At 54.0% G+C, this 17,998-nt stretch carries 17 protein-coding genes, 1 tRNA gene, 1 pseudogene and 1 riboswitch; of the genes and pseudogenes, 10 read left to right on the forward strand and 9 right to left on the reverse strand.

Annotation, left to right across the window (positions count from 1 at the left end):
* Nucleotides 1-243, reverse strand: a pseudogene (locus X474_RS25665) (transposase); the annotation flags it as partial.
* A 555-nt stretch (nt 244-798) separates the two neighbouring features.
* Between X474_RS25665 and X474_RS15760 the strand changes: the two are divergent.
* From X474_RS15760 to X474_RS27295, 5 genes are all read left to right on the forward strand, one after another.
* The gene (locus tag X474_RS15760) at nt 799-2,907 is read left to right on the forward strand and encodes a histidine kinase (RefSeq protein WP_052515286.1); all 2,109 of its coding nucleotides are present in this window, start codon (nt 799-801) and stop codon (nt 2,905-2,907) included.
* Nucleotides 2,900-3,631 carry a LytR/AlgR family response regulator transcription factor gene (locus tag X474_RS15765; protein ID WP_044350246.1) on the forward strand — a complete coding sequence of 244 codons (732 nt, stop codon included), beginning with the start codon at nt 2,900-2,902 and terminating at the stop codon, nt 3,629-3,631. The genes X474_RS15760 and X474_RS15765 overlap by 8 nt, the downstream gene beginning before the upstream one ends.
* 335 nt (nt 3,632-3,966) lie before the next feature.
* On the forward strand, nt 3,967-4,344 hold the full coding sequence (locus X474_RS15770; RefSeq protein ID WP_156360798.1) for a hypothetical protein: 378 nt from the start codon (nt 3,967-3,969) through the stop codon (nt 4,342-4,344).
* A gap of 76 nt (nt 4,345-4,420) precedes the next feature.
* The gene (locus tag X474_RS15775; protein ID WP_056009642.1) at nt 4,421-4,864 is read left to right on the forward strand and encodes a hypothetical protein; all 444 of its coding nucleotides are present in this window, start codon (nt 4,421-4,423) and stop codon (nt 4,862-4,864) included.
* Between the two features lie 421 nt (nt 4,865-5,285).
* Nucleotides 5,286-5,474: a tyrosine-type recombinase/integrase gene (locus X474_RS27295; RefSeq protein ID WP_353743136.1), complete on the forward strand. Its 189-nt coding sequence runs from the start codon at nt 5,286-5,288 to the stop codon at nt 5,472-5,474.
* Between the two features lie 623 nt (nt 5,475-6,097).
* On the opposite strand, the gene X474_RS15785 is transcribed toward X474_RS27295, so the two are convergent.
* Nucleotides 6,098-6,174: transfer RNA gene (locus tag X474_RS15785), tRNA-Arg, on the reverse strand.
* Between the two features lie 428 nt (nt 6,175-6,602).
* On the opposite strand from X474_RS15785, the gene X474_RS15790 reads away from it, so the two are divergent.
* The 5 genes from X474_RS15790 to X474_RS15810 all read left to right on the forward strand — a co-directional run bounded on the left by X474_RS15790 (nt 6,603) and on the right by X474_RS15810 (nt 12,918).
* On the forward strand, nt 6,603-7,925 hold the full coding sequence (locus tag X474_RS15790; RefSeq protein ID WP_044350251.1) for a TolC family protein: 1,323 nt from the start codon (nt 6,603-6,605) through the stop codon (nt 7,923-7,925).
* An 8-nt stretch (nt 7,926-7,933) separates the two neighbouring features.
* Nucleotides 7,934-9,523: an HlyD family secretion protein gene (locus X474_RS15795; protein ID WP_044350252.1), complete on the forward strand. Its 1,590-nt coding sequence runs from the start codon at nt 7,934-7,936 to the stop codon at nt 9,521-9,523.
* Nucleotide 9,524: 1 nt separating this feature from the next.
* Nucleotides 9,525-10,265: an ABC transporter ATP-binding protein gene (locus tag X474_RS15800; protein ID WP_044350253.1), complete on the forward strand. Its 741-nt coding sequence runs from the start codon at nt 9,525-9,527 to the stop codon at nt 10,263-10,265.
* Nucleotides 10,258-11,481 (forward strand): ABC transporter permease, encoded by a 1,224-nt coding sequence (locus X474_RS15805; RefSeq protein ID WP_044350254.1) that lies wholly within the window; start codon nt 10,258-10,260, stop codon nt 11,479-11,481. The genes X474_RS15800 and X474_RS15805 overlap by 8 nt, the downstream gene beginning before the upstream one ends.
* Before the next feature lie 147 nt (nt 11,482-11,628).
* Nucleotides 11,629-12,918 carry an IMP cyclohydrolase gene (locus X474_RS15810; protein ID WP_044350256.1) on the forward strand — a complete coding sequence of 430 codons (1,290 nt, stop codon included), beginning with the start codon at nt 11,629-11,631 and terminating at the stop codon, nt 12,916-12,918.
* Nucleotides 12,919-13,005: 87 nt separating this feature from the next.
* Here X474_RS15810 and X474_RS15815 read toward each other — a convergent pair whose 3' ends face one another.
* The 7 genes from X474_RS15815 to amrS all read right to left on the reverse strand — a co-directional run bounded on the left by X474_RS15815 (nt 13,006) and on the right by amrS (nt 17,965).
* Complete coding sequence (locus X474_RS15815) at nt 13,006-13,587, reverse strand: hypothetical protein (protein ID WP_044350257.1); 582 nt, start codon at nt 13,585-13,587, stop codon at nt 13,006-13,008.
* Between the two features lie 36 nt (nt 13,588-13,623).
* Nucleotides 13,624-14,277 carry a GntR family transcriptional regulator gene (locus X474_RS15820; RefSeq protein WP_044350258.1) on the reverse strand — a complete coding sequence of 218 codons (654 nt, stop codon included), beginning with the start codon at nt 14,275-14,277 and terminating at the stop codon, nt 13,624-13,626.
* A 166-nt stretch (nt 14,278-14,443) separates the two neighbouring features.
* Nucleotides 14,444-14,638: riboswitch (cobalamin riboswitch) on the reverse strand.
* A gap of 134 nt (nt 14,639-14,772) precedes the next feature.
* Entirely contained in the window at nt 14,773-14,973 is a 201-nt protein-coding gene (gene tatA / locus X474_RS15825; RefSeq protein ID WP_044350259.1) for a twin-arginine translocase TatA/TatE family subunit, read from the reverse strand.
* A gap of 9 nt (nt 14,974-14,982) precedes the next feature.
* The gene (locus X474_RS15830; protein WP_044350260.1) at nt 14,983-15,360 is read right to left on the reverse strand and encodes a hypothetical protein; all 378 of its coding nucleotides are present in this window, start codon (nt 15,358-15,360) and stop codon (nt 14,983-14,985) included.
* 122 nt (nt 15,361-15,482) lie between these two features.
* A complete protein-coding gene (pyrF, locus tag X474_RS15835; RefSeq protein WP_052515287.1) occupies nt 15,483-16,193 on the reverse strand; it encodes an orotidine-5'-phosphate decarboxylase in 711 nt (236 codons plus the stop codon).
* 21 nt (nt 16,194-16,214) lie between these two features.
* On the reverse strand, nt 16,215-16,931 hold the full coding sequence (radC, locus tag X474_RS15840) for a RadC family protein (RefSeq protein ID WP_044350264.1): 717 nt from the start codon (nt 16,929-16,931) through the stop codon (nt 16,215-16,217).
* A complete protein-coding gene (gene amrS / locus X474_RS15845) occupies nt 16,928-17,965 on the reverse strand; it encodes an AmmeMemoRadiSam system radical SAM enzyme (RefSeq protein ID WP_044350265.1) in 1,038 nt (345 codons plus the stop codon). The genes radC and amrS overlap by 4 nt, the downstream gene beginning before the upstream one ends.
* Nucleotides 17,966-17,998 lie beyond the last annotated feature (33 nt).

The following is a 17,998-nucleotide window of genomic DNA, read 5'->3' on the forward strand; positions in this document are numbered from 1 at the left end:
CACCACCTGGGGTGCGAGAAAGGTAAGAAGCCGGAAGCCAAAAGCGGCAACACCCGAAACGGCCACGGCAAAACCGCCATACTTCTTCTTCCAATTGTAAAACGTGGCCTCGCTGATCCCCATCTTGCGGCATACCTCGGCTACACGAGTGCCAGTCTAGGCGTGGCGCAACGCAAACGTTATCTGCTCATCTGTGAACTTGGTCTTATTAACGGCAAAATAACTCCATACATGCGTATATATTATGCCGCATTCCTCTACTTTACGCTGGTACCGTTTGCCGGGGGTGGCCAAAGGAATGATGAAATTCAAGGGCGCTTTTTTGTGTGCTTGGAAAACTTGTAGCAAGACCGATGGTAAAATAAGCCAAAAGTGCTTGGGCCCGGCAAACGATTCAACGGCTCGACCGGACAATCAGTTGCGCCATAATTATCAATCATTGGTAGGGCGCATGGTATCTATTCCGTGATCTCCACACTGCCTATCCGGCACCATCCCGACTGGAGAGCGTCTACGCGCACAGGGCCAAGGCTGGCAACAAGGACCCGTCACCGGGGCACTTGGCTAATCCTGAGCCTGGCGCTTTACCGGCGCTGGAAGCTGCTAACGCTGCCAACCTATGAAGTGGCGGCGAAGAGGACTAATCACACGGCGCCTTGCATAATTCCATTTTGGACCAGGACAATCAGTTGACCTTTTATCAAAAATCAATGTAGATTTTGAACAATTAATTAAATTCCCCTTATAGGCCTCGCAATTTATCCTATCCAAAAAGATTCCGCCGGTTGAGGGGGGGGCATGAGGCTCAGAACCAAGCTAATACTGATATTGCCGACCATTGTTATAGCCGCATCGCTGATCTCTTCGGCCCTGATGTATCTATTCGCTTCCAATGAACTTGAATGGAGGGCCAAGCGGCGTCTGATGGGAACTGCCGTACTGGTGGCGGAGTCCATCCAGCTTCGTTTCGACACCGAATTGCGCAAGTTTGAATACTGGGCGGCCATGCCCTTAGTCGTCAATACCGCCCGAAATTATAAAAATACTAGGTTGCTGTCCGAGTTTGATGATTATTTCTCCGCTGTGGTGGCCCGGGAGCCGTATTCCAGCATCTATCTGATCCACAAGAGTGGGGAATGCGTGGCCAGCGACAACCCCATCCGAGTGTATCAGCCCTACTGCACCAATGTCGTCAGCCAGCGGCCCAGCGCGAAGGCGGGCTTTGCCGGGATTGCGAACATAGGCCATACCTTAATGGGCGTGGCCGACGATCGACCTTTGGTGCCAATCACCGCACCGATTCGTCACCAGGGAGAGGTGCTGGGTATTCTGCGGGCTGGCGTGGATATGGGGCGCCTCAGCGAAGAGGTGCTTAAACTCCACACCCTGGCGCCAAAAGAAAAAATCTATTTTTTCGATTCCTCTTTGCCTGCGGTGCCGCCCGAAGGCCTTAAGCTTCAAGCCCCTACCCATTGGGAACAGTATTCACCGCCGCCTAGCGAGCTTCAAGCATCCTTCGGAAAAAGAGATGGATCCATCTTCCACTACCGCGATTCAAAAGGGGATCACCTCGCCGCCCTTGCTCAGCTGAGAGCCCCACAATGGACAATGCTGGTTTCGCAGCCCATGGCCGAGATACTCGCGCCGGTGAGATTGCTGGAAGAAATTACCCTGGTTGTGGTGGCTGTCACCATCGCCCTGTTGATAGCCCTCATATCAATGCTCACCGCTCCGGTAGTCAAAAGAATAGAAAGTTGCCGGGAATTCTCCGAAGACATATGCCAAGGTCGTCTGGAGGAGCGTTTAATTTTGGACTCCCACGATGAGGTGGGCGATCTGGCCCATGATCTTAACCAGATGGCCGCCAGGCTCCAGGAGAATTATCGCGCTTTGGAGGAGGCCGAACGTAAGTACCGCGGAATATTTGAGAACTCAGTGGAGGGTATTTTCCAGACCAACAGCCATGGAGTCATACTGGCAGCCAATCCTCGATTGGCCGAGCTGCTGGGTGTGCCTAGCGCCGAGGAACTTGTCGGCGAAAGCGCGGTTGATTTTTATGCCGATCTCATCTTGCGTGAGCGCTTGTTGGAACGGCTCCGTTTGGAAGGAGAGGTTGGCGGTTTTGATTGCGAGATCATCCGTAAGGACGGGGTCCGGTTGCAATCGGTTCTACACGCCCGCGCCGAGTTGGATGCCCAGGGGGCAATTAAATTGATTCACGGCAGTTTGGAAGACGTAACCGAATTGAGGGAGGCAGAGGAAAAGGCCGAACGCGCTCGTGAAACGGAAAACCTATTACTCAGAACCAAGCTTGAGATGCTTCGTTACCAGGTTAATCCTCATTTTTTATACAACGCCCTTAATTCATTACAGGAAATCATAATGACCGCCCCTGAAGACGGGGTGGATATGACCCGGGCCATGGCTGGTTTCTACCAAGCTTGTCTTGCCCGCCGTTCCGAACTATTATCCACGGTTTCCGCGGAATTCGACCGCATTGAAAAGTATCTCCGGGTACAAAAAATCCGATTTGAGGATCAGTTGGAGACGAGTTTACAGATGGATACGGAGGCTCGGGAGGTGCGCATACCGGTTTTTATCGGCCAGCCGGTGGTGGAAAACGCGATTAATTACGGACGTAGATCAGGCGCCAGGCCATTGAAGATTCGAATTAGCGCGAACATTGTCAATGGAAAATGCCTATTCACAGTGGCCAACTCAGGCATCTGGTTTGAACCCGGCCAATCCGGCGGCCACCAGACGGGCACCCAATTGGGTTTGGAATATGTGCAGCGCTGCCTTGCCCACCATTATGGTTCGAAGGGCTCTTTGGAGATAAAAAAAGAAGACGGGTGGGTGATCGCCCAAATCGTTTTCCCAGCGCGGGAGGAATTCCGGGATGAATGATTTGGGTGTGGTCATAGTGGATGATGAGCCCAAAGCAAGACGGCTTTTAAAACGTATGCTGGAGTCTTTTCCCGGGATCGATATCCGTGGCGAGGCCGACTCTGTGGCCATGGCGGAGAGGCTGATCAAAGAAACCAGGGCTGGGGTAGTTTTCTTGGATATTGAATTGATTGGTGAAAGCGGCTTCGACTTGGTGCCCAAGTTGGATGAAGAAACAGCCGTGGTTTTCGTCACTGCATTTAATGAATATGCCCTCCGGGCTTTTGAAGTCAACGCTCTAGACTACCTCATTAAGCCCGTCTCCGAGGATCGTTTGGCCAAAAGCATCCGCAGGCTGGGGAAGAGGCAAAGACAGCGACCGCTGCAAACCTCTTCTGAACGTCTGCATTTGGATGACGTTATCCTGGTTCAAGATGGCAAAAAGCGCCGCTGGCTTGCCCTAAAAAATTTATGCCTGATCGCGGCAAACGACAACTTCACTGTTTTACACTCCATTGACGGTGTCTCCGGCGCGGTTTGGCGCAGCCTGGAGCAGTGGGTGAAGCTACTCCCAGAAGATCAGTTCGCGCGCATCCACCGGGGGATGATCGTTAACCTTGAGCAGGTCGAGACTTTTGAACCAATTCCGGTCAACAGACTAAAACTGCACCTGACAGGCATGGCTGAGTCCTGCATTGTGAGCCGCCGCCTCACCCCTCAAATTAGAAAACGTCTTTCCTTGTAATCGGGCGGTTCTCCCAAGCAATTACCTTGTTAAAACCAGTGACCAGTCAATTCGTGTGACGCTTATTATGACCGCTTGCCAGAATCTTGGCTCCGTTCGCTAAATAGCCTCCCACCTTCCCTTGACTTGCTCAATGCACGGATATTAATAGCTTAAGTATTGAAGATTGTATTACGCAAACTGAAACGGGAGCCAAAAAGCGATCGTCAAATTTGCTGCGGCAGTTCTATTTGGAAAGGGCTTCCCTCTTCATTTTTTGATCGCCGACACTTCAATAGGCTTAAGCGCAAAAAATACGCGTGATTTGTAACAGAATGGAGAATGCATTGCGAACCATGGCTTGTCATGCACTGTTGTTTTTTGGGGTCCTAGCTTTTGTAATCAAAGGCGCGGACCCGGCCCAGGCCGCATGCGTTCATAACAAGGCTCATTATTCCATTTCCGTTAATTTTCGTCGCGGCAACATAGGCGGCAATAATTGGACAATTTACGTTGGGGAACACCAATGCTGCCCAGGCGAGGGCGGCAAAGTCTATGTGCGCCTGATGGGCGCCCATGCCGGAAAAGAGATAGATAACCATGAATGCAGGGTGGATGTGGGTGCCCACGGCTGGGTGACGGTTTACCAGTACGGCAAGCACATAACGGTCAAAAGCAGGTATAAGGACGGCTCAGACAGGATGGAGTGCAGCTTTACAATAGTAGGGGATTGATGCCACCGCGAAGCAAGCCTGCTTTGGCTGTCACGAAGCTTTTGTAAACCGTATATTGGGAAACTGAGTGAGGACCATGAAAGTAGTTTTTTGTTGGCTGACAGTGATGGTTTTGGTGCAGGTGGTCTACCTGGGCGCGGCACGTCCGGCCTCTGCCGAAGGAGGAACCATTTTTTACATGGGCGGAGAGAACAACATAACTTCGGTCCATATCATCCTGAACAACGTTTCATTGGAAAACCACAACCTGAGTATGGAAAAAATCGATGCGGAAACCGGCACTGGTTACGTTTTCAAAAAGGTAAAGGCAACAGCTCCGTTCAGTTGCATGCAGGCCAAGAGAAAGCGCGGCGACTTGGCCAATACGGCCAGGATATATATTGGAGGACCAGGCGGTTACGATCCGGTAATAGTCGAGATGTCCGATATAAACGGATTCAACAGCACACACGAACTTGTAGCTGAGTGGGATGAGTTTTATTGTTCGGCTTTTGTGAAGGCCAAACTTAAAAGCAAATAAACGCCATGACGATAACCGACGCAATGGCTCCGGCAGATAGGGCCCGGTAAATCATTGTGCATTATTATCATTTTAATATTAATGACGGCGACTGGAATAAATAAACGGTACACATTTCCAATCGTTGCCTTGTTGCTGCTTATGGCGTGTTGCCAGTTTGGTATTGCCGGCGAAAACGAAAAAGCTGAATATCTCGTAAACGGGGGAATCGGCACCATAGACGAATCGAGGGACAGCCGCTATGAGCATGGATGCATCAGTGTGTGCTACTACAACGCGCAACGCTGCGGATGGGGTAAGGTCCAAGGCGACACGGATTTAAATGACCTCTGCGATTTTGCTCAAGAGCGCGCCGATTATGCTTGTTATGCCAACTTTAAATACCCCGTGACGAAGTGTCAAAAGTATAAAACATGGTGATCTGCGGCATGTTGCCGCTACGGAAGTGCTGGCGGCAGGTGCCGATTCCGTGGCTGTGCAGTACCAGCTTGGCCACAAAAACCTCAGCACCACGATAAATGTCTATAGTCACGTCTTATCAGATGCCCAAGAGCGTGCGGCAAGGATGCTGCCTGACCTAAACGGCAACGATGAGAACTGGACAGGGTAACGCTACCTTCGTGGCTAGCGTTACCCCAAATATCGACCATTCGAGATGCAACTCGCCTGGATAATTAACAGCAAGCCGCAACCTTGAGCAGGTAAAACAGGCCCTTTCAACACCAAAAAAGGTGTTAAGGTTCGCCTTTCGGCCACCAGACACAACAGCTTGTCTTCATTGGTTATTCGTCAAAATGGTATTGTTAAAGTTTGCCTTAAAGATCGTGCAGTGAACTATAACCTTCATCTAACCAGCCACATCAAGCCAACGGCTTGTTATTTCGGTCTAAAGCAGTGTCTGGGTAGGCTGAAAAATCCTCATTTCGTGTGACAGAAATGGCCTTTTTTGCAAAAGTGTTTGATTTCATTTTTTGCCCGGCAGGTGGCGGCCCCAAATTGCATAAGCCCCCGTTAGTCCTACAATAGTCCTACGTTGGTCCCATGTTTTCCAATGGCCATGCGCTGTTTCATTTCATGTGGCAGGTGATATCGGCGGTAAGTCAATTGGCAGAAAAAACAATATAATTCATTTATTAAAGCAAAAAGTATAAAATTGCCCAGTAATCCGACAAAAAAAGGACCCTACCTGTATACCAGGTAGGGTCCTAACCAATTAATATTGGGTTCTATTTCTGGTGGGCGATGCGAGATTCGAACTCACGGCCTTTGGCTCCGGAGGCCAACGCTCTATCCAACTGAGCTAATCGCCCTTTTTTTCTTGCTGCATCAGGACTTGTACCACAGGGGGGTTCCATTGTCCACACATGCCGCGGGCTTTTACGCGAGTGTCTTTTCAAGGTCTGCGGGCGTATATTTATCCTGCCTTGATTTTACTCTGGCGAGGTTGCAAACAGCCCCATGGCAGGCGAGAATTTTTTATACGCCCCTAAATGAAGGTGCATAGGTTTTATGCATTTGAGCCTTGGCAGACCTTTAACCGTCTCCTAATTCAAATATAAATTTCAAATAGTTAATTAATTTATACAATAAACACCCCTCAGGCCCGGGTTTTGCAGTAAAGTGGGTGACGTTTTTACGAGAAGCAGGGGGGATTCCTTATGGCCGGAGCGGTTTTTGTGATCTGAATTCGGTTTAAGCATCGCCCCTTTTCACTAAAATTCAATAAAAGAGCATTGCCATGAAGCCCAACCTGCGAGTATTTATTTTTTTAAGCGGTGTTCTCTCCCTGTTGGCCGGGTTGCCTGCCCAGGCTACGGGCAAACCGGTGATCAGCCTGGATGAGGCCGTTAAATTGGCGCTCACCAAAAACCCGGCCATAACCATCTCCCAGAGCGAGGTGGAGGCGGCCCAAGGACGGGTCACCCAAGCCAGAAGCGGTTATCTCCCCCAGGTCTCGGTCTCCTCGGGCTATGACCGCAGGTACAGTTATTCCCCCGGCAGCACCGGCCGTTTAAACGATTCAGCCTATGACGACTACGCCGCCAGAGCCACAGCCTCCCAACTTATCTATGACTTTGGCCAGACCACAGGCAAGATCGGACAAAGCCGAAAAAACCTGGATGCCAGCCGCGAGTCACTCAGCGACGTGGCCTCGGCCCTGTGCCGGGATGTAAAGGTGTCCTATCTGGAGGTTCTAAAAAAGCAGCACCTGGTTCGGGTGAACATAGAATCCCTGAAGGCCAAGGAAAAGCATCTGGCCCAATCCCGGGCGCTATACAACCAGGGGCTCAGGCCCCGCATAGACCTTACCAAGGGGCAGACCGAGGTTTCCCAGGCCAAGCTCTCCCTTTTACAGGCCAGGTATTCTCTTAAAAACAACCTGACTGAACTGGAAAACCTCATGGGCGGCCCGCCTGTGGCAGGGGAATATGAACTGGCCGAGGTGGGCAAGGGCTCCAAACCGCCGGACAATCTCGAATCCCTGCGCCAAAGGGCCCTGGAGGCCAGACAAGACCTGGCCCAGCTCAAATCCAAGATAGAAGCGGCCCGGGCCGGACTGGAATCTGTGACCGGCAATTACTGGCCCTCTCTCAAGGCCTCGGGATCCTACTCCTTTTCAGACGACAACCCGGATATGGAAGACAGGGCCTGGCAGGCCGGTCTCACCCTTAACTGGGACATCTTCACCGGGTTAAGGCATTCCGGCCAGGAAAGCGAGGCCAGGGCGGAGATCAGGCGCTTGGACGCCTTTTTGAAGCAAGAGGAACTCACCGTAACCAGGCAGGTGAACCAATCCTTCCTGGCCCTTAGGGAGGCCTACGAAGCAGTTGACACTGCCCGAATCGCCTTTGCCCAGGCCAAGGAAAACTTGAACCAGGCCGAAGGCCGTTACCAGGCAGGCAAAAGCGATATAGTTGAGCTGAGCGACGCGCAGGTGCTTTACACCACCTCCCAAAGCGCTCTGGTGCAGGCAACTTACAGTCATCTCCAGGCCTGGGCCGCCCTGGAATACGCAACCGGCGAACCGGCCCCCCTCTCGGAATTAACCGCGGAAAGATGAGGACTATCATGCGCAAATACATCTTGGCCGCCTTGGCGGTGATACTCTTAGCAGCAGCAGGGTTCTTTTTCAGCCAAAACGGGGACCAATCCGCCAAAGCCGCCTATCGCACAGCCAAACTGGAGCAGAGAGACCTGGTGAAAAGCATCTCGGCCACCGGCACCTTGAACGCAGTGGTGACCGTGGATGTGGGTTCCCAGATCTCGGGGCAGGTCTCGGAACTTATGGTTGATTACAACTCGCCGGTCAAAAAGGACCAGATAATAGCCAGGATCGATCCCCTGGATTATGAAGCCAAGCTGCGCCAGGCCCAGGCCGAGCTGGATCTGTACAAGGCCAAGGTCTCTTCCCAGGAGGCCGAGGTCAAGGGCGCTGTGGCAAATCTGGAAAACGCCGAATCAAACCTGCTGGCAGCCAGGGCCGCAGTGGCCAAGAACCAGGCATCCTTACAAAACGCCAAACTGGAACTTGCCCGCAGCGAGGCCCTGATTAAAAAGGATTTCATTGCCAAGACGGAATATGACCAGGACCTCACCACCTTTCAGGAAACCAAGGCCCAGCTTGAGCAGGCCAAGGCCCAGGAAAGGGCGGCCAAGAGCCAGGTAAGGGCCAGGCAGGCCGCTTTGGAGGCGCAAAAGGCCAAGATCAAGGAAGCCCAGGCCCAGGTCCGCTTAAAGCAGGCCGCCCTTGAAAGCAGAAAGGTTGACCTGGAGCACACCATCATCCGCTCCCCTGTGGACGGAGTGGTGATCAACCGGGAGGTGGATGTGGGCCAGACCGTGGCCGCCAGTCTGCAAGCGCCTGTGCTCTTCACCATAGCCCAGGATCTGCGGGAAATGGAGGTGGCGGCATCTGTGGATGAAACCGATATCGGCAACATCCGCCAGGGCCAGGATGCGATCTTTACAGTAGACGCCTTTGGCGACCGCAAGTTCACAGGCTCGGTGAAACAGATCAGAAAGGCCGCCACCACGGTGCAGAACGTGGTTACCTATACCGTGATAATCGCGGCGGAAAACCGGGATTTGAGCCTTTTGCCGGGTATGACTGCGGAGGTGAAGATCATTCTGAAAAAGCGCCCCCGGGTTTTGGCGGCGCCTAATGCGGCCTTGCGCTTCCAACCGCCCAAGGGTGCTGCGATCATCAATGCCCAAGGTTCCGCAAACGAGCCCAACGGCAAAGACCGCATGCAAAACCGCCAAAATCAGCACATTGCCCGTTTATCCCAAGCCCTTGAGCTAAGCAGCGAACAAATACAGCAACTGAAAACGGCTTTGTCCGGCTTAAAGAAAAAGATGGCGGGACAAGGGGGCACTGGTTTCGGGCCCGGCGCGGGAAGCAGAAAAAGGGCCGCGCTTCGTCAAAAACTGGAGAGCGCCATCTTGCAGATACTCACCCCCGCCCAAAAGGACCAATACATGCAGCTTGCCCGCCAAAAGGCAACCAATCAGTCCAGACCGGGGAAGATCTACAGCCTGGAGCCGGACGGAAGCTTGAAGGCGTGGCAGGTCATGATCGGTGTTACCGACGATGCCTTCAGCCAGGTGAGGGCAAATGGTTTACGGGCCGGACTCACCGTTGTCACAGGGAGGCAATAAAATGAGCCGCCAGAGCGGTGAATACATATACCAAGCGGAAAACCTGACCAAGGACTACCAGGTGGGGCCGCAGACCGTGCACGCCCTTAAGGATGTGAGTTTAACGGTTGCTCCGGGCGAATTCCTGGCGGTGATGGGGCCTTCCGGTTCCGGCAAGTCCACTTTTATGAACCTCCTGGGCTGTCTGGACACCCCCACCAGAGGAAGGCTTTTGCTGAACGGAGAGGAGGTCTCGGCCATGAAGGGCAGGCAAAGGGCCAAGGTTCGCAACCAAAGCCTGGGGTTTGTTTTTCAGAACTTCAACCTCCTGGCCAGGACCAGCGCCCTCTATAACGTGGCCTTACCCCTGCGCTATGGTCGCACCCCCCAAAAGGAGCGACTGAAAAGGGCTGAAGAGGTGCTCAAAATGGTGGGCCTGGGGGAAAGGGCGGATCACCAGCCTTCCCAGCTCTCGGGCGGGCAGCAGCAAAGGGTGGCTATTGCCAGGGCGTTGGTGAACCACCCCAAGATAATTCTGGCCGACGAGCCCACCGGCGCCTTGGACACCCAGACCGGCCGGGAAATAATGGCCCTTTTCCAGGAACTGAACCAAAGGGGTATGACCGTTGTGCTGGTCACCCATGAGCCCGAGATAGCAACCTTTGCCCACCGGCTCATACGGTTCAGAGACGGTGCTTTGGTTAAAGACGAAATTAATCGTGAACCCGCCCAGGCGGCCTCTGAAAGGAGCCACCATGTTTGACGCGCTTATGGACGCCCTGCGCAGCCTGCGCGCCAACACCATGCGCAGCGTGCTAACCACCTTGGGCATAATAATCGGGGTTTCGGCTGTGATCGTCATGGTGGCCGTGGGCAACGGGGCCAAGGCCAGGGTGGAGAATCTTATCCAAAGCCTGGGAGCCAATATCATGATGGTGCACCCGGGAAGCAGTCTGGCCAAGGGGGTGCGGGGGGGCTCGGGCACCCTGCCCACCCTCACCGGTAAAGACGCCAAGGCCATATTGAACAATGTCTCCGGAGTGGTGGAATCCACCCCTTATGTGCGCGGCTCGGCCCAGATAATCGCCGGGAACCTGAACTGGGGCACCATTGCCTATGGGGTTGAACAGGGATACCTGAACGCCAGGGGCTGGAAAATAAATACAGGCCGCACCTTCACCCCGGAAGAGATCAAAAGTTCCGGCAAGGTGGCGATCCTGGGCCAGACTGTGGCGGATAACCTTTTCCCAGGCGAAGATCCACTTTACAGAAGCATCAGGGTCAAAAGGGTGCCCTTCACCGTGATCGGCACCTTGGAGAAAAAAGGCGAAACCGGTCACGGAGATCAGGATGACGTGGTCTTCATCCCCCTTAGCACGGCCAAGAAAAGGGTCCTGGGCGGCAGGTATCTTGGCGGTGACAGGGTGAACGGCATAGTGGTGCAGGCGGCCAGCTCGGACCTGGTCACCCTGGTGGAGGAAAGGGTGGCCGAGCTTTTACGCATAAGGCACAAAATCCTGCCGGGCAAGGAAGACGATTTCAGGGTGAGGAACCTGGCCGAGATGTTGAACACCAGGGCCAGCTCTTCCGAGGCCATGGGGCTTCTGCTCATGGCCGTGGCCTCGGTCTCCCTTTTGGTCGGCGGCATAGGCATCATGAACATCATGCTGGTTTCGGTCAGCGAAAGGACCAGGGAGATAGGCCTGCGCATGGCCGTGGGGGCAACAGCCAGGGACATTTTGGCCCAGTTCATCATAGAGGCGGTTGTCCTTTCCCTGATCGGCGGCCTGATAGGGGTTATTCTGGGGGTGGGCGGTTCACTTATGATCGCCTCCATGAGCCAGTGGCCGGCCATCATAAACTCCACCTCCATCCTGCTGGCTTTTGGCTTTTCAGCAGCCGTGGGGGTGTTTTTCGGTTTTTACCCGGCCCGCAAGGCCTCGCTTTTGGACCCCATCGAGGCGCTTCGCTTTGAATAGAAACCGACGCATCGCCGCACACGGTTCTAAAATAGCCATGAAATCAGACAAAAATCCGTGGACGGTCTTTCAAGGGGACTGTTAGAATTTGAGATCGGTTAATACAAAACGATTTTCTAAGGGACCACACAGCGGGAGGTTTTCCTTGTGAGCGATATAAAGGCCCAATACCGTACGGTTATGGATGATCATTTTCCTTCTGAAGTCACCCTGAAAGTGGGTGAAACAGAGCTGGTATACAGAAAACGCACCTGGAAACTGCCGGACAGCCAGGGCGAACTGGTGGAAAAGGGCCTGCGCTACGGGGAGAACCCGGGCCAGGAGGCGGCCCTCTACGAGCTGGTCAAGGGCGGGCTCACTGTGGGGGATGTTGAGCTTATAGAGGCAGGCAACGGCCTGGTGAGCGGCCTGGATGAAAGCCAGATGCTCCAGGCGGGGAAGCACCCCGGCAAGACCAACCTGACCGACGTGGACGGCGCGCTGCACATTCTGCGCTACCTAACCGACCGCCCGGCCGCGGCGATCATGAAGCACAACAACCCCTCCGGCGCAGCCATGGGCGCAGACATAGCCGAGGCCTATCACAAGGCCTTTATGGCCGACCTTATCGCCGCCTTTGGCGGTGCGGCGGTCTTGAACCGGCCCGTGACCGTTGAAGCGGCCGAGATGATGAACGACCTCTACCTGGAGGTGGTCGCCGCCCCGGACTATGAGGAAGGCTCCCTGGATATTCTGAAAAAGCGCAAAAACCTTCGCATTTTGCGCATACCGCGCATGGATGAGCTGGCCCGTTACAGAAACGCCCGGTTCCTGGATATCAAGTCCTTGATGGATGGCGGAATGGTCTTGCAGACCTCAAGCGTGAACCCAATCAAGACCCCGGAAGACCTTCTGCCCGCCCGTTCAGAGCACCAGGGCAAGGTATATGAACCCAAACGCAAGCCCACCCAAAGGGAGCTGGAAGACGTGGTCTTTGGCTGGGCCGTGGAGCAGGGCGTCACCTCAAACTCGGTTATCTATGTGAAAGACGGCTGCACCGTGGGCATAGGCACGGGAGAGCAGGACCGGGTGGGCGTGGCCCGCATTGCGGTTGACAAGGCCTACTCCAAATATCAAAATCGCCTGGCCTGGGAAAAGCACGGCCTTAAATACGATATTCTTTTGGCTGAGATCGCCCGGGGGACCAAAGAAGCATCCCTGAAAGAGGCGATCGATCAGGAAGCCAAAGAAGCCAAGGCCGGGCTTACAGGATCCATCATGATCTCAGACGCCTTTTTCCCCTTCCGGGACGGAGTTGACGTGGGCCTGGCCCAGGGGGTGAGCTGCATTGCCCATCCCGGCGGCTCCATGCGTGACTGGGAATCCATTGAGGCCTGCAACGAGACCGACCCGCCCACAGCCATGGTCTTTACCGGCCAGAGGGCCTTTAAGCACTGATCTTATAAAAAAGGCAACGCCTTCTTGCAAGGCGTTGCCCGATTCCCTCAACACCCCGAAAAGTTTCATCAAAAGTTTAAAGCAACCTCAAACCGCCCAAACACCGGCCAGGGCCTTCTTGGCCTCCCTGGTCAATTCGGGTTCCGCATCCTGCAAGAAATCTTCCAGATCTATCCAGTTCTTATCTTGGTAAACTTCTACGGCCATCCAGTTCTCACTGGAGACCGGGGCAAACAAAACCCGCCAGTCCCCACGTCTGGCCCCAAATCGTTTAGCCTGGTTCTTTATCTTGCGCTTAACATATTTCGGCAGCCCACTTAAGGGTGAATACCTGGTCCAACTACCAAAAGGCAGCTCCGGATCAACCTGAATCCTGGCCACCGGACAACCCATGCGCACAAGGGCCTTTCGGCCCAAGGGGCCGACCATTTCACCGCTTACCGGATCAGGAATGGATTTACGCACAGTCAACTCCCAGTCCGGGTGAATGGAAAACCAGGCGGAAGGCATCTCCTCGGGCAGGCGGGAAAAGAGAGTAAGAGGTTTTATCTCTTTTTCATCCAAAATAGAAAGCAGATTGGGCCAGATAGTGTAATGCCAGATCTTCGGACCCGCGTTTTTGCCTGCCGTGGGTTCCTTTTTATTTAGAAGACACTTGGTTACTTTCATTGAAAGCCCGGCCTTTCGATGAACAGGCGCATCTGATCAGCCTATTGCCCGTTCACCCTCAAAATCTTCTTCCCAAAGGCGATCCCGGACCCGTAAAGAGCCCCTTTCGCAAGCAGCTGAACTTAGCCTTTGAAAAATGCTTTGCCCATTCAGAAATCCGGCCTCACGGATCCAGTCACCTTTCGGCAGGGCAGCCTCAAACTGGGTGAGGGTTTGAGAAAGTTCATTTAAAAGTCTGGCCAGGAGCCTGGATCCAGCGACCCGGCAAAGTTCTTCAACAAAGGCCTCTTCCGCCTGATCATTGGCATGAGGATCGTTTTGGGACCTTGCCCTGGACCAGACCATGAACAGGGACTTAAGCTCCAGAATTTCCCGGCGTCCGGCCCGCTCCAACACTTTTTTCAGGGCCTGTTCCATGAGAACACACTTAAGATCAAAGGCATCTTTCAAGTCCCTATCCGTGATATCCCCAACCAGATAGCCACCCTTTTTCCTGCGGATCAAAAAACTTTCCTGCTCAAGCCTGTGCAAGGCCTCCCGTACAGGGGTGCGGCTGGCCCCCATCACCCTGGCCACTTCTTCCTCTTTGAGCCTGTAGCCCGGGGAAAGTTCGCCTTTTACAATCATCTCCCTCAAAAAATCCGTAACCTGTTCACCCAAGCGTTTGGGTCTGGCAACCATCCGGGACATGACGTGTTTACCTCCAACTCCTTAAGGGCAAAAAAAACCCCCGGCCCATGTAATGGACTGGGGGGATTGCACCCTGATTCCCTTGGTCTCCCCAAAAGAGACTTTTTACGCCTGGTCTTATCTGTATCCGAACGCAGGCACCGGTCCTCGCCGGCAAAGTTAAAAGCCTCGGACTAAACGGCGGGCAGGTCTTCTGACTCCCGGATCATCCCATGCTCCACGTCTTCCCACCCCAAAAAAGGCAGTGACTGGAATAAATTCCCTGCGGGCATGCTCCCCGGATACAGCGGCGGGACCGTGACGGATTCTCACCGTCTTCCCTATTAAGCCCTAAAAGGACGCCTACGCCTATGGCCATAAACTTCCCTAAACTGGAGATTTTGTCAAGTCCTAACCATCAACTTCAAAAAGAGAACACCAGCCTTGCGCAGGCAAGGCCGGTGTTCGGATGGCTTTACATAAATGAAAAGAATCGCAATTAAAACAGGTTAAAGGCTAATTTTCCTCGGCTTTGCTTTCGATCTTTTCGGTGTTTTCCTCTTTGTCGGTAAGCTCTTCTTCTTTTACACCGGTCTTGAAGTTCTTAATGGCCCTACCCAGGTTGCCGCCGATCTGGGGCAGCTTACCCGCGCCAAAAATCACAAGCACTATCACCAGTATTATAAGAAGCTCGGGAACACCCAATCCGCCGAACATTTGTATCTCCTAAATCTTATTATCGTGAATCAATTTTAAAAAGGCGGGCGAACGCCGGAATTCGTCGCTGGTCCGCATGTATTCGAGCCAAGTGCGCCAAGTGGCAAACCATTGTTCTGTGTGCCAAAAGGCTTCCCGACCTTTTTCTCCGTTTTCTTTACGTTTGTAGGCCTGGTACTCTTCGAGACAGATCCCACACAAGGGAAAGTTAAGCTCCGCAGGCAGGTTCACCTGGTCTTTTATGGGAAGACCACAGTGGGCACAACGGTGCGGACACAATCCACAGGTCAGGGCGCCGGCCACAGCGACCGCACGCTTTTTGGCTTTTTCGCGGCGGTCTTTTTCATGCTGCCGCTTTTTACCGTCAAGGTCGATTACCTCGGCCATAATACACTCACACGTATTTTCGGAAATCGTACCAGGGTAAAAGCACCCCGTCAAGATACTGGAGAAATAGCATCCAAATACTTTACATCAGTATACAATTATATCCGAAAGGCCGATCCGGCCTAAGCCAGCCCCTGGGCAATTCCCTCCACAATTTTACGGGCTGCCGCCACCGGGTCTTCAGCCTTTCTGATAGGCCTGCCCACCACAATGTGGGAAGCTCCCGCAGCAATGGCCCTTTGGGGGGTCATGATGCGTTTCTGGTCGTCCGGGTTGTCCTCGCCGCCGCCGAGCCTGATGCCGGGGCAGACCACCAGGGCTTCCGGGCCCAAGAGTTCTCTCATGGCGGCGGCCTCGTGCCCGCTGGCCACCACTCCGGCGCAGCCCGCGTCAATGGCCAGGCGCGCCCTTTTCTCCACCAGCCTGGCCGGGTCGGAGAGTTCTTCGGGATAGCCCATGGCCAAGAGATCCTCAGTCCCCAAGCTGGTCAGGACCGTAACGCCCAAAAGCCTGGTGCGGCCCAGATCCAACCCGTCAAAAATTCCCACCTGGTCGCAGTGACAGGTAAGCAGGTCCACGCCCATCCTGGCCGCCGCCTTGGCCGCGGCCCGCATGGTGGCAGGAATGTCATGCAGCTTGAGATCCAGAAAAATGGCGTTGGCCCCGGCCCTGCGCAGGCGTTCAACCATCTGGGGGCCCTGGGAGACAAAAAGCTCCAGCCCCAGTTTGAACACGCCCACTTCCGGCGCCAGCATGCGCACCAAAAGTTCAGCCTCCTCGGCTGAATCCACATCCAAGGCGAAAATCAGCCTTTCGCGAGCCTTTTCCAACATATTTTCCATCCTTTAAAAGACTTATAAATTCAAGGTCCGGTGTTCCCGGAAAAGGGCCCTGATATGACCCTGGTCCGCAAAACTGTATATGCGGTCTCCTGCCACCACCAAATGATCAAGAAGATCTATTTCAACTCCCCGACAGGCATAAAACAACCTTCTGGTAAGGTCTTTATCCGCTTGGCTGGGGGTGGGGTCGCCCGAGGGGTGGTTGTGGGCGCAGATTACCGCCCCGGCCCCGGTGGCCAGGGCCCGGGCCACCAACTCCCTGGGATATACCACAGCCTGGTCCAAAGTGCCTTCGGCCATATCCTCCACCGCCTTCACCCGCTGCCTTTTGTCCAGGTAGATCACCCGGAAGACCTCTCTTTGCAAAGAGCGCATGGTGAAACGCAAATAATCCAGCACCTGGGCGGGATCGGAAAGGCTGGGCTGATTCAAAATACCGTCTTCCAAGTAGCGTCTGGCCACCTGGGGAACCAGCTTAAGCCCCAACACATTTTTAGGGCCGATCCCTTTGACTGAGGCCAGATCCTCCACCGGCGAGTCCAACACCCCCTGTAGGTTGCCTTTAAGCTTCAACAGCTGCCGGGCCTGCTGTTTGCAGTCCCTTCTTGGCGTGGCCAGGGTGAGCAGAAGCTCAAGCACTTCCTCATCGGTGAATTTACTCAAGCCGTGGGCCAGAAACTTGTCCCTAAGCCTCTGGCGATGACCCTGCCCAGGGTGGGGGTTGCTCACGACCACACCCCTTTTATTTCAGCCCCGCAATGGGGGCAGGCCCGGTCCTTAAGGATGTTCTCCATAATGCTGAAAAGCCTTCTTTTCACCAGCACTTGGCCGCAACCGGGGCAATAGGTGCTCTCACTGTCGTGTCCCGGCACATTGCCCGCATAAACATATTTGAGCCCCGCCCTTTCACCTGCCTCAAGCGCCCTTTCCAAAGAAGACAACGGCGTGGCCGGCGGCCCCTTTTCCACATATTTGTAACGGGGGTTATAGGCGCTGACATGCCAGGGCACACTACTCCCCAGATCAGCGGCCAAAAAACCGGCGATCTGATTCAGCTCAAGGTCACTGTCATTCATCCCCGGGATCAAAAGGGTGGTAACCTCCAGCCAGACGCCTTGCTCCCTTAAACGGACCAGGGTGTCCAAAACAGGTTGAAGACGGGCCTTGCACTGATTTTTATAGAAATCGTCACTAAAGGCTTTCAGGTCCACATTGGCGGCGTGCAAAAGCCCCCGGCAGGCCTCAAGGCAATCGGCGGATTGATAACCATTGCTCACAAAAACGTTTTTAAGGCCCTTTTGAACCGCCAGCTTCATGATGTCAAAGGCATATTCAAAATAAATCGTGGGTTCGGTATAGGTGTAGGCAATTGATGAACAGCCGTATTCCAGGGCCTGATTCACAATAACCTCGGGCGGCGCGACTTTCCCTCCGGAAGAGCCGCCGGGAATTGAATCCCCGCTTTCCCGCAGAAATTGGCTGATATCCCAGTTCTGGCAAAATCCGCATTGAAAGTTGCAGCCAATGGTGGCAATGGAAAAAGACCGGGTGCCGGGTTGAAAATGAAAAAGCGGTTTTTTTTCAATGGGGTCGGGGTTTGCGGCCACGGGCTTTCCCCACACCCTGGTGTACAGCTCGCCGCCTTTATTCTCCCTCACCCGGCACAACCCCAGCCCGCCCTCCTTTATCAGGCAACCGTGGGCGCAGAGCCTGCACCTAACCTTTTCCCGGGCAAGGCTGTCCCAGAGCATGGCCTTATGCATATTCCCCTCCTTGACACGTCTTTTCCGGCAGGC

It is taken from the genome of Dethiosulfatarculus sandiegensis (genome assembly GCF_000931935.2).
In the GTDB taxonomy this organism is placed as follows: domain Bacteria; phylum Desulfobacterota; class Desulfarculia; order Desulfarculales; family Desulfarculaceae; genus Dethiosulfatarculus; species Dethiosulfatarculus sandiegensis.

Coding starts and splice junctions, on each gene's coding strand:
- X474_RS15760 (WP_052515286.1), top strand. CDS start 799: ATGAGGCTCAGAACCAAGCTAATACTGATATTGCCGACCATTGTTATA.
- X474_RS15765 (WP_044350246.1), top strand. CDS start 2,900: ATGAATGATTTGGGTGTGGTCATAGTGGATGATGAGCCCAAAGCAAGA.
- X474_RS15770 (WP_156360798.1), top strand. CDS start 3,967: ATGGCTTGTCATGCACTGTTGTTTTTTGGGGTCCTAGCTTTTGTAATC.
- X474_RS15775 (WP_056009642.1), top strand. CDS start 4,421: ATGAAAGTAGTTTTTTGTTGGCTGACAGTGATGGTTTTGGTGCAGGTG.
- X474_RS15790 (WP_044350251.1), top strand. CDS start 6,603: ATGAAGCCCAACCTGCGAGTATTTATTTTTTTAAGCGGTGTTCTCTCC.
- X474_RS15795 (WP_044350252.1), top strand. CDS start 7,934: ATGCGCAAATACATCTTGGCCGCCTTGGCGGTGATACTCTTAGCAGCA.
- X474_RS15800 (WP_044350253.1), top strand. CDS start 9,525: ATGAGCCGCCAGAGCGGTGAATACATATACCAAGCGGAAAACCTGACC.
- X474_RS15805 (WP_044350254.1), top strand. CDS start 10,258: ATGTTTGACGCGCTTATGGACGCCCTGCGCAGCCTGCGCGCCAACACC.
- X474_RS15815 (WP_044350257.1), bottom strand. CDS start 13,587: ATGAAAGTAACCAAGTGTCTTCTAAATAAAAAGGAACCCACGGCAGGC.
- X474_RS15820 (WP_044350258.1), bottom strand. CDS start 14,277: ATGTCCCGGATGGTTGCCAGACCCAAACGCTTGGGTGAACAGGTTACG.
- tatA (WP_044350259.1), bottom strand. CDS start 14,973: ATGTTCGGCGGATTGGGTGTTCCCGAGCTTCTTATAATACTGGTGATA.
- X474_RS15830 (WP_044350260.1), bottom strand. CDS start 15,360: ATGGCCGAGGTAATCGACCTTGACGGTAAAAAGCGGCAGCATGAAAAA.
- pyrF (WP_052515287.1), bottom strand. CDS start 16,193: ATGTTGGAAAAGGCTCGCGAAAGGCTGATTTTCGCCTTGGATGTGGAT.
- amrS (WP_044350265.1), bottom strand. CDS start 17,965: ATGCATAAGGCCATGCTCTGGGACAGCCTTGCCCGGGAAAAGGTTAGG.